The 11434-nt window shown below is 60.5% G+C and carries 5 protein-coding genes; 4 read left to right on the forward strand and 1 reads right to left on the reverse strand.

Translation table 11 applies throughout. The features are described from left to right. Positions 1-68: 68 nt before the first annotated feature. From Q1A20_RS20100 to Q1A20_RS20110, 3 genes are read left to right on the forward strand one after another with little or no spacing between them, the layout of a single operon-like run. A complete protein-coding gene (locus Q1A20_RS20100) occupies positions 69-1442 on the forward strand; it encodes a TolC family protein (RefSeq protein ID WP_299506332.1) in 1374 nt (457 codons plus the stop codon). Then, a complete protein-coding gene (locus tag Q1A20_RS20105; protein WP_299408543.1) occupies positions 1439-3628 on the forward strand; it encodes a type I secretion system permease/ATPase in 2190 nt (729 codons plus the stop codon). Before Q1A20_RS20100 ends, Q1A20_RS20105 begins: the two co-directional genes overlap by 4 nt. A 3-nt stretch (positions 3629-3631) precedes the next feature. Next, on the forward strand, positions 3632-4954 hold the full coding sequence (locus tag Q1A20_RS20110) for an HlyD family type I secretion periplasmic adaptor subunit (protein WP_299408546.1): 1323 nt from the start codon (positions 3632-3634) through the stop codon (positions 4952-4954). Here Q1A20_RS20110 and Q1A20_RS20115 read toward each other — a convergent pair whose 3' ends face one another. Next, positions 4955-7249: a CHASE2 domain-containing protein gene (locus Q1A20_RS20115; RefSeq protein ID WP_299918341.1), complete on the reverse strand. Its 2295-nt coding sequence runs from the start codon at positions 7247-7249 to the stop codon at positions 4955-4957. Between the two features lie 243 nt (positions 7250-7492). On the opposite strand from Q1A20_RS20115, the gene Q1A20_RS20120 reads away from it, so the two are divergent. After that, on the forward strand, positions 7493-11296 hold the full coding sequence (locus Q1A20_RS20120; RefSeq protein WP_299408551.1) for a tandem-95 repeat protein: 3804 nt from the start codon (positions 7493-7495) through the stop codon (positions 11294-11296). The last annotated feature ends 138 nt before the right edge of the window (positions 11297-11434 follow it).

Raw genomic sequence — 11434 nt, forward strand, 5'->3', positions numbered from 1 at the left:
AGGACTTCGTTAACGTTAGGTCACTGGTTTTAATCAATTTGAATGGTTTTTTGTGGGGGGAAAGACATATGGAGCGGTTGTTCAGACTGTTTTGTGTCAAGCTGGTCTTTGCCTGTTTCGCACATGCCGCATTGGCTGAATCTCTGACCGAAGCCGTGCGCTTTGCCGTTACCACCAACCCCGTCATTAAGTCATCACAAGCAGAAATGCGCGCTTCCGCATTTGAGCTTATTCAGCTCCGTGGTGAATTTGAACCGCGTGTGACGATCTCGGGTGAAACGGGCTATCAGCGTGTTGATGATCCCAATTCACTGTCGGTGATTGACAACGACAGCACCAAGTCGCGGAACCAGTTGGGCGTCCGGGCAGAGGTTGTCCTGTTCGATGGTTTTCGCCGCGCCAATCTGGTCTATGCAAATGCCGCGCGGGTCGACGGCAGCATCTTTAGACTGCTTGATGCCTCGGAAACGATGGCGCTCAATGCAACCGAAGCCTATGTCGATGTTTACCGGCACCGTCAGCTTCTGGCGGTCGCCAAGCGCAATGTGGCCAAGCACGAGGAGATCGGGGCGCGGGTCCGAGAGCTGGTTCAGGGCGGCAGGCTCCCCTACAGCGACGAGCTGACGATTGACGATCGCATTAGATCCGCGCGGCTGGCGCAGCTTGAAGTGGAACGTTCATTACGCGATGCAAATGCCCGATATCAAAGGGTAATCGGTCGCCCACCAACGGGTGGCATGAGCATCCCGCTTGCCAAACCGCCGCAATCGCTGGATCAGTTGTCAGCGACGGCCGAGCAAAACAGTTATCGCGTTCAATTTGCCCGGACGCAGATTGACCAGACCCGCTTTCAATCGGAGGTCACCTTGTCTGACCGGTATCCGCAGCTCACACTTGGCGCGGGTGTTGTGCGCGACATCAACCGCAATGGGGTGTCCGGGAACCGTACGGACGAATCCATTGGCGTCGGCCTGCGCTGGACCGTTTATCAGGGCGGGCGGCAGGCGGAGCGTCAGGCATTGGCTGAACGCAACAGCCGCGCGATGTCGGAACTGGCGGTTGCGGTGCGCGAAGTCCGCGAGTTGGCGGCCCGCACATGGAACACCTATCGCACCAATGTCGACCGGTTTCGTCAGCTGAGTGATCAGCTGAGGATCAATCGATTGATTGTTGAGGTCTACGGGGATGAATTCCTCGCAGCGAAACGCTCGCTGCTGGATTTGCTGGAAGTGGAGCGCGCGCGGTTTAATGTGGAATTCGAGGCGGTTGGGGCGCAGGCCGGGCTGGCATTCAGCACGTATCGGGCACTGGCAGCGCAGAGTTTGCTGGCCAATCATTTTGGGCTCGCCAAAAGCGATCTGGCCCTGGAGCCGCGGTTTCAGGATCGCGTCAAGGACAACCCTACGGCGGTTTTCAACGTCAATATCGAGCCTTTGAAATGAGCATCCATGACGGCACAGCCTCCGAGGCGGTGTCGCTGACGCAGGCGGGATCTGACGCGGCACCCGGCCCGTTGGCGCTCATCAAGTGGATGGCTGAAGCCTTTGACAGGCCGTTCTCCGAGGCCGCCACGCGGTCGCGCATCCCGCAGGACGCCTCCCTTTCAGACGCGCATCATCTGGCGCGCGCCTTGGAGACGATCGGATTGAAATCGCGGGTGGTCCTGCGGGATCCGGCTGCGGTTGATGCCATCGCCCTGCCGTTCATCGCATGGCGTAAATCGGGGGACCCGATTGTCATCCAGGGCTTTGGCAACAAGGGCAAGGTTGCACAGATTGTCGACCCCGTAGAAGGGCCGCTGTCTCAGGAAATCACCCTGCGCCAATTGCGCAAGGATATCCGTCCTGACCTTATGCTGGTGACCCGCAGCGATGACCGGGCAGGTGCCATGCTGTCGCCCGCAACAGCGGTGGAGGGCGCGCAGAAACCCCACTGGTTCTGGGGCGCCGTACGGGCGAATTGGGGCAACTGGGCGCAGGTTCTGGTCGCGGCGCTGCTGCTCAATCTGATGTCTCTCGCGCTGCCGCTCTTTGTGATGAACGTCTATGACAAGGTGATCCCGAACCTGGCCTATGTCACGCTCTGGACCCTTGCCATTGGTGTTGGCATCGCGCTGCTGCTGGATCTGGTGATGCGGACACTGCGTGCCAATATTCTGGAAAACATCGGGCGGCGCGTTGATCTCAAGGTGGCTGCCACGCTCTTCCGACAGGCGATGGATACTACCCTGCTGAACCGGCCCGGCGGGGCCGCAGGCATCGCCAGCACCATCCGGGATTTCGAAGTGGTGCGCGAATTCTTTGCCTCTGCCACCTTCGTCGCCCTGATTGATCTGCTGTTCATCGGCATCTTTGTGGCCGCGCTCTTCTTCATCGTGGGGCCGATTGCGCTAGTGCCGCTTTTTGCAGTGCCGGTGGTGCTGGTCATCGCCATCGCCGCACAACTGCCCATTGGGCGCAGCGCCGGGCGCGCGCAGCAAATGGCCACCAAGCGGCATGTGGTGCTGGTCGAATCCCTTTCCGGGATCGAGACAATCAAGAGCCTGAATGCCGAGCCGCTGATGCAACGTGAATGGGAAACCGCCGTCGCGGCCTCGTCGCAGATCAACGGGCGCACGAAATTCTGGTCGAATGTGGCCACCAACGGCACGATGCTGGTGCAACAACTGGTGTCCGTCTTGATCATTGTCTGGGGCGTATTTCTGGTCTCTGACGGGGTCATCACCATCGGCGGGCTGATCGCGGCCAACATCCTTGCGGGGCGGGTGTTGGCGCCTCTGGGCACCATCGCCCAGACGATTTTCCGCGCACAATACGCGTTCAAATCGCTCGGCGCGCTGAACCGGTTCATGGCGCTGCCGGTCGAGCAGGGGCCCGCAATCAAAAGTGACGCGCGGGTCAGTGCGGGCGCTATCACGGTGGATGCGGTGACGCTGAGCTATCCGGAGACGCAAAAGCCTGCGTTGGATCGTCTGAGTTTCGACGTCAAGCCGGGGGACGCTGTGGCGCTTTTGGGGCGCGTAGGCTCCGGCAAAACCACGACAGGCAAGCTGCTGGCAGGGCTCATTCAGCCGGACAGCGGATCGGTTTTGATCGACGGGATCGCACTCACGCAGTACGAACCGGCGGAGCTCAGGCGCGGCATCGGCTATCTGCCGCAATCGCCGGAGCTTTTCACCGGGACGCTGCGCGAAAACCTGATGATCGGCAACCCGTCTGCCAGCGACGAGGACATTGCGCGCGCGCTCTATTTCGCGGCGATGGATGAATTTCTGGCCGAGGCGCCGGAGGGCCTTGATATGTTCATTGGCGAGCAGGGACGGCGGTTGTCAGGCGGGCAGCGGCAGGGCGTGGCCTTGGCGCGCTTGCTTTTGCGGCAGCCCAAGACCCTGTTTCTGGATGAGCCGACCAACGCGATGGATCAGCGCATGCAGACCCAGATCATCGCACGCTTGGAGGAGCTGAACCTCACCGGTACCGGGCTCATTGTCTGCACGCACCGGCAATCTCTGGCGGCGATGGCGCGACGCCTGATCGTGATGGATCAGGGGCGTGTCGTGCTCGACGGGCCGCGGGATGACGTTCTGACCAAATTGCGCACCATGGGTGCGGCGCGCGCAAAGGGGTAGGGCATGTTTGGAAACCGGATCGAAGATGAATTTGCCAACAGCATTTCCAGCGCGCAGGCGGCGGTGCGTGATCGCGGCCCCTGGCGACTGTTGCTGGCCATTTCCTTGGGGTTGGCGGCGTTTCTGGCCTGGGCCGCGACCTATCGGATCGAGGAAACGGCGCGCGCCATCGGGCGCGTGATCCCGTCCCAGCAGGTGCAGGTGGTGCAAAGCCTGGAAGGCGGCATCATTCGCGACATCACCGTGCGGGAAGGGGACATTGTGGCGCCGGGTGATGTGTTGATGCAGATCGACGACACGCGGTTTGACGCGGAACGGGGCCAGTTGCTGGAACGCGAAGCGGCGATCCTGGCGGAGTCTGCGCGGTTGAGGGCGGAGGCAAGTTTTGCGCAGGACGTGAGTTTTTCAGAGGATTTGGAAGCGCGCACCCCGCTGGCCACAGCGGCGGAACGGGAAGTTTTCCTGTCGCGCAAAGATCAGTTGCGGCGCGAAATCCAGGTGCTGGAGGCGCAGTTGTTGCAACGCCGCAGTGAGTTGGACGAGATCAAGGCGCTGCGCGACCGCACCACCGCAATCCTTGAACCACTCCGTGCCGAGATTGCGCTGACGCAAGGCATGTTTGACCGTGGTTTGGTCCCTGAGATCGAACTGCTGCGCTTGCAGTCGCGCTTTGCCGAACTCACCGGGGACATCGCGGTCAGCAAGGCCAGCGAACCAAGGCTGCAGGCCGCGATTGTCGAGGCGGAAAACCAGATCGATGCTGCGCGCTCGGCTTATGTGCTGACCGCTCGGCAACGTCTGGCCACGCTTCAGCTCGAATTGGCGGTGGTGCAGGAGACCCTGCGCAGCGCCAATGACCGGGTGACGCGGGCGCAACTGCGCGCGCCGGTGCGCGGGACCATCAACCGGGTCAACGCCACCACAATCGGCGCTGTGGTGCAGCCGGGGGCGCCGCTGGTCGAAATTGTGCCCATCGACGATAGCCTGCTGATCGAGGCGGACTTGGGCCCCCGGGACATCGCCTTTGTCAGCACTGGTGAGCCGGCTTCAGTGAAAATCTCTGCCTATGATTACGTGATCTATGGGGCGCTGGAGGGAGAGGTCGTGCGGATCGGCGCGGACACTATCGCCACCGAGGACGGTACCGAGTTTTTCCGCGTGATCGTGCGCACCGACAAATCATATCTTGGCACCGAAGAGAAACCGCTGCCGATCACCCCGGGGATGATCGCTTCGGTGGACATTCAGACCGGTGAGAAAACCGTACTGTCCTATCTGGCCAAACCGATCCTGCGAGCCCAGGGCGAGGCGCTGCGCGAGCGCTGATCACTTCTTGGTGGAGGCAAAGACACCATCCCAGTCCGGGCCCGGGGGATCCACGCGCAAATCCGCAATCCGGCTGCGATACATCTCCAGATAAGCTTTTAGCTGCAGATCAAGCGGCTGCACATCAACTGTCAACTGCTCTAGCAGGGCTTCCGCGCGATCCCAATCCTGCTCTCTGTAGGCGCTGAGCATGCCAGCGTTGGTGACCAAGACCTTCTGGAAGGATGGTATTCGGCGCAGATCTTCGGCCCCCAAAAGCGCGAATATCGTCTCAGGCACCTCTTTGCCAACCACCCGCACGCGATCCAGCTCCATGACTGCAAACTCGCTCATAACCTCCTGGGCGGTTGCGTTTCCGAGAATAATCGCCAGGCCATAATACCGTGACTGTCCTTCGAGGCGGGAGGCAACGTTCACCGGATCGCCCAATGCGGTGTAGTCGAACCGTGTGTCACTGCCCATGTTCCCTACAACGCATTGACCGGTGTTGATCCCGATGCCGACGTTGATTTTGTGCACTTTGGTCCAGGGCCGGCGCTTGTCGGCCCGCTGTGCCACGCGTTTGCGTTTCTGTTCCCGCAAACGCTCTTTGTTGAACTTGTCCACATCCGCAATCATCTTGAGGGCGGCGCGGCAGGTCGCGCGCGCGTGGTCGTCATTGTCCAGCGGTGCGTTCCAGAAGGCCATCACCGCGTCGCCCATGAACTTATCGATGGTGCCCTTCTGTTCCATGATCGCGCGGGACAGAATGGTCAGAAACTTGTTCATCAGTAGCGTCAGCGCCTCGGGGTCGTCGCGGAACTCTTCGGCGATGGCAGTGAAACCACGCACGTCGCTGAAGAGCAGGGTCAGTTGGCGGGATTCGCCCCCCAGGGTCAGCTTGCCCTGATTGCGGCTCAGCTGGTCGACAAGATCCCGCGAGACATACTGACCAAAGGCGCTGCGAATTTCACGGCGCTGGCGTTCTTCGCGCAGGTAATTGACCGTGGAAATCAGCATCACCGCCGTCGCGGTGGCGATCACCGGAAATGACGCGTCGAGCAGGATGCGCTTGTCGTAGAACAGGTAGTAGGAGGTGCCGACGTATCCTGCCAGCAGCACAAATGAAGATGAAATCAGCAAGCGTGCGGACAGCCTGGGTGCAAAGAGGATGACCAGACCGCAGAGCACCAGCGTTGTCACAAGCTCAATTGCAATCGTGTAGTTGGGCCGCAGCAACAGTGTTTTGGCCATAATGTTTTCAAGGACTTGTGCGTGGATCTCAACCCCGGCCATGGCTACTCCCAGAGGCGTGGCGCGGAAATCCTCAAGCCCGATGGCGGAGGTGCCCACCAGCACCAGGTGCCCTGCGAGCCGCCCTTGCGGCATCCGGTCCTTGAGCAGATCGGCGGCAGAGATGTAGCGGCTGCGTGACGACGGCGTAAGGTAGGGCCAGACCGTGCCGTCCCGCGCCGTCGGGATCAACTGGCGCGCCAGAACAACCCCCTCGATCCCTGCGTCGTTGCTACGCACTGCAAAGGGTTGCCCGCCGGTGGCCACTCGCAGCAATTCTGGCGTCAGCCCCAATCTGATCTGGCCCTGAACGCTCATCACCAGCGGCACACGCCGGTAGACGCCATCGGGGTCAGGTCTGGCGCTGAACATACCGCGCCCGGCTGCCGTGGCCTCAAGCTCCGGCAGGTTTTGCACGATATCGGGGAATTTTATCAGGTATGGCGTTGGGTCCGGTCCGATTGTGGCATGTGCGGCGGGGGCCATTTCGCGTTTTTCCGCCCGGTTCCCCGCCGTTGTGCGCACGCTGGCCTGTCCGACAATCACCCGCGAGGTCGCAAAAGCTGCGGCCAGAACACTGTCATTGTCGGGCAGTTTCTTCAGCCCCTCGGCCAGATCGGGCGGCAGGTCGGGGTTGTCCTGGGCAATTCGTGCCGGGGACAGGCGATCAGGCTCGGCAAAAACGATGTCGAACCCGATGGCAACCGCGCCCTGTTCGGTGGCGCGGGTCACCATCTCTGCAATGCGGCTGCGCGGCCACGGCCATTGCCCGATTTCCTCGATGCTGCGGTCATCGACATCGAGAATGCTCACCGGCATTGGTGTTAGGTCGCGCGGTTTGGACTGGTGGTAGAGATCGAAAGTGGCGTTACGCAGTGTCGCGAGCGGCTGTGGATCACCGACGCGAATGGCCAATCCGCACAGCAGACCGAAAAAAGCGAGCACCCGCACCCAACCGAACCATTTCGATAGCCATTGCGTCATTTCGGTGATCACCCGACCGCTGACAATAAGCTGCCCCATCAGCGCAGCACAAACCAGCTCCCCCGGGTTGATGTTGCTATTCTGACCGAATCGGCTGACGGATCAAGTCGCACGATTGCGCTGTGTTTGTTTCCATAATAGACGTAATCAAGAGATTTTTTTTGTGCTGGAAGAAATATGGCTTTTTTCTGGCGTTATTTAGACGGAATGTGGGATCGTTCACAGAAGCGGACTCAATTTTAGGTTAAATATCAGTTAAGTTAATCGCTGGGGGAATGGCTGGTGTCTCGGCAATATTTGGCACAAAACGAAGAGCCGAAGGAGGTTGTCACACTATTTGGTGACGGAACCTCGGCGATTTTGGTGCCTGATAGTGCCTTGCTGTTCAGTGGTGAATTCTACCGGCTGGGGCCGGATCTCTACATCGTCAACGATGCCGAGGCGAGTTATCGTATCCCTGATTACTTCGCCTATCAGCCGGCTGTCGATCTGCGCGATCCCAATGGCGCAATCCTGCGAGGGGATCTGGTGGAGCGGCTCGCGGGGCCGATTGCGCCGGGTCAGTATGCCCAGGTCGGCGATGTGGCCGAAGCTGGACCGATCGGTCAGGTCGAGACCGTTGAGGGGACCACATCGGTGCAACGCGCGGATGGCACCGAAGAGACCCTTCAGGTCGGGATGAAGATTTTCCAGAACGATGTGATCGCCACCGAAGACGATGCTGCCGTTTCGGTGACCTTCGTGGATGGCACGATTTTCACATTGGCCGCCGCATCGCGCATGGTGATTGATGAGCTTATCTATGACGCGAATGCGGATGATAACACTGGCAGCTTCAGCCTGATCCAGGGTAGTTTTGTCTTTATCGCGGGGCAGGTGGCCAAGACGGGCGGGATGGATGTGAACACGCCCTCATCCACGATGGGGATCAGGGGCACCACGGTGGTCGTTCAGATTGCCAGCGAAGGTGGCGTCGATACAACCGAGGTCACATTGACCACGGATCCCGATGGCGGCAAGGGTCGCGTGGAATTGCGCGACATTGACGGCAATCTGATTGCCTTCATCACCGACACAAACACCAAATGGATCGTTTCCGCCGACAATACCGTAACGCGCGAAGTTGACCGGACGCTGCAGGATACTGCCGAAGACAACCTGTTGATCGCCGAAGCCTTTGCCGCCTTCCGCCTTGCCGCCGCCCGTCTCGATGCTGGCGAGGCGTTTGTTACGCTCTCAGACACCAGCAGCCGGTCGAATTTCGATCAGCAATCGGCCCAACCGCCGACCAGCCTCGAAGTGGATTCGATTGACGAGATCGACAGCATCGAAGCGCCGCCGGATGTCGAGCGCGAGGAGCCCATCGAGGGCAGCGATACCATTGACGACACTCTGATCATCGACACCAACGACGAAGGCCCGGTGCTTGTTGTCACGGGCCTAGAGGATTCCAGCCCAAGCGCGCCCATCAGCGGCGATATCGGGGATGTGGCCGGGAACCTCGTCTTCGCGCTGGATCAGGGCCCTGCAAACGGGACCGTGGTAGTGCGTCCGGATGGCGGGTTCGACTATGTGCCGGAACCGGATTTCAACGGCACGGATACATTCACCTACATCGCCATCGATTCCGGCGGCAATGTGATCGAAGGATCGGTGGTGGTGAATGTCCTGCCGGTCAATGACGCCCCGCAGGCCGAAGACAGCGTCGCGGTGGTGATGGAGGATGGCATCTTCACCGGCTCGATCAATGCCAGTGATGTGGATGGCGATCTGCTGAGCTTTGCGATCAACGAGGTGCCGACCAATGGCGAGGTCGTGCTGTTGCAGGACGGCACCTACGCCTACCAGCCCAATTCGGACTTTTTCGGCACCGACAGTTTCAGTGTCATCGTCTCTGACCCGGATGGTGAAACCGCAGAAGCGACGGTCACCATCACCGTGAGCCCGATGAACGACGCGCCCGTCATCACCACAACGCTGGGGCAGGCCCGCGGCGCGCTTGCCGAGGATGATGATCAGGTGGAGGCCCAAGGCCAGCTGACGGCGGAGGATGTCGACGAGGATGCGACCATCACCTGGACCGGCGTGTCCACGGCGGTGTTCGGCGTCTTTGCCATCGATGCCAATGGGGCCTGGAGCTACGAGCTTGACAGCATCTTGGCCGACAGAATTTCCGAAGATGAGGTTGTGGTTGAGACCATGACCGCGACGGCGCGTGACGAATTCGGGGCGGAAGCCACGCAGATCGTCGAAGTAACCCTGACCGGCACCAATGATGCGCCGACGGTCACGCCCAACACCGTCTTTGAGGCGGACACAAACGAGGCGATTGCCGGTCAGCTGTCTGCCGGTGACGTGGACAGTGAGGATGCGCTGAGCTTTGCCGCCGGGGATGATGCGCCGCAAAACGGGGTTGTGACCATCAACGGCGACGGCTCTTTCGTCTATACACCCAACGCCGGTTTTGCCGGCGTGGACCGCTTCAGCTACACCGTGACAGACGCGGAAGGCGGTGTTTCCGTTGGGCGGGTCACAACAGTTGTTGAGGCCAGCAGCGGGGGCGCGGGGGAGGCTTCCGTCACGGTGGATGTGGTGGGCGATGCCAGCGACAGCACCGCCGCCGGGGCATTGGTGATCGATGCCGAAGCCGCGGATGCGATCGCTGTCAATCTCGTCGTCGCGATGGACAGCTCCGGCAGCATCGGGGCTGCGGCATGGACGGAACAGAAAGAAGCCGTTGCCGATGCCGTCGCCCAACTTGCGCAGCAATTTGAAGGGTCCGATACGGAAGTAGAGGTGCAGATCATCTCCTATTCCAGGGCCGCGAGCGCCATTGGGCCCTTCAGCCTGCAAGATCCCGCGCTCGCTGAACAGATCCTCGACCTGCCGTTCCTGCGCGGTACCACGCGGTGGGATCTTGCGCTGGATGAGGCCAATGAATTCTTTGCGGCGCAGCCAGTGGGTGAGGCGAACTTCCTGCTCTTTATCACCGATGGGGTGCCCACCAGCGAGGCCTGGCGCGACTCGCTGGATGCGCTGCAGAACTCGCCGGATGCGGCCTTCAGCCTCGATATCCAGGCCTTCGGCATCGGTGCCAGCTACGATCCAACCCTGTTGCAGGAAATCGACCCCGAACCGACGCTGCTGGAAAGCTCCGCCGATCTTGCGTCTGCTCTGACCGCGACCCCGGTCTTCTCGCCCAGCCTGATATCGCTCGATGTGGCGCTGGAAGTGGATGGCGTCGACAAGGGCGTGATCGCAACCGAGACCAGCGATGCGCTGACCGTGGATGGGATCGACTACGCTCTGCCACTTGCGAGCATCGAAAACATCGATACCCTGCTGGGCGAAAGCAACCGGATCAGTGTCACGGCACGTTTTGACCTCGACGGTGATCGCGATACGGCCGAGGTCGAGCTTTTCAAAAGCGATGTGATTGGCAAGGCGGACACGGCGCAGATGGTCTCCGGATTTGCCGATCATGATCTGCTTTTTGGTGGTCAGGCAGATGACACCATTCAGGGCCATGCGGGTGATGACGTCATCCTCGGGTTTGATGGCGATGATACGATTGATGGTGGCGCCGGCGCTGATGTGGTGCTAGCGGGCGCTGGCGATGATGTGGTGCGCGTGGGCGAGGTGTCCGTAGATGGGCTCGACGTCATCGACGGCGGATTGGGGCGCGACATCCTGGACATCGATGTGGGTGGGAACCTGACCGACGATCTGATCCCGTCGCTTGATATCCGCAACATCGAAGCAATCGATATGGAAAACGGTCTTGGCAATACGCTGGAGCTGACACTTGCAGACGTGGTGGATCTCTCTGCCACCGGCGACAGCCAGCTTGAGGCGCTGCTGGACGCGGCGCTGCCGGAAAGTGCTGTGATCTACGGGGATGCGGGTGACCAGCTCACGCTGCTGGGCGATGCCGAGGGCGGTTTCCAGAAGGTCGCGGGTGCGCCGGTGGACGACGGTCAGGGCAACACGCTCGACATTTACAACTACGTTCAGGACGGCAATGTGCTGGCGACGCTGGGTGTGGACACGGACATCGAAGTGTCGGGCGCTGTCCCAGTCGTCTAAACACGGACCGCGTGTATTTCCCTAAATGTGAACGAAGGCGCCGGACCCCCGCGTTTGCCTGTTTGCAGCATCGCATCGAATCCCGCTAAAACAGGGAAACGGCGAGTCGCTGGCGCTTTTGCGGCTCGCCTGTTGCCA

It is taken from the genome of uncultured Roseobacter sp., assembly GCF_947501835.1.
Lineage (GTDB): Bacteria > Pseudomonadota > Alphaproteobacteria > Rhodobacterales > Rhodobacteraceae > Roseobacter.

Bases quoted from the DNA above. Each gene is read 5' to 3' on its own strand.
- Q1A20_RS20100 (WP_299506332.1), top strand. From the start codon at position 69: ATGGAGCGGTTGTTCAGACTGTTTTGTGTCAAGCTGGTCTTTGCCTGT.
- Q1A20_RS20115 (WP_299918341.1), bottom strand. From the start codon at position 7,249: ATGGGGCAGCTTATTGTCAGCGGTCGGGTGATCACCGAAATGACGCAA.
- Q1A20_RS20105 (WP_299408543.1), top strand. From the start codon at position 1,439: ATGAGCATCCATGACGGCACAGCCTCCGAGGCGGTGTCGCTGACGCAG.
- Q1A20_RS20110 (WP_299408546.1), top strand. From the start codon at position 3,632: ATGTTTGGAAACCGGATCGAAGATGAATTTGCCAACAGCATTTCCAGC.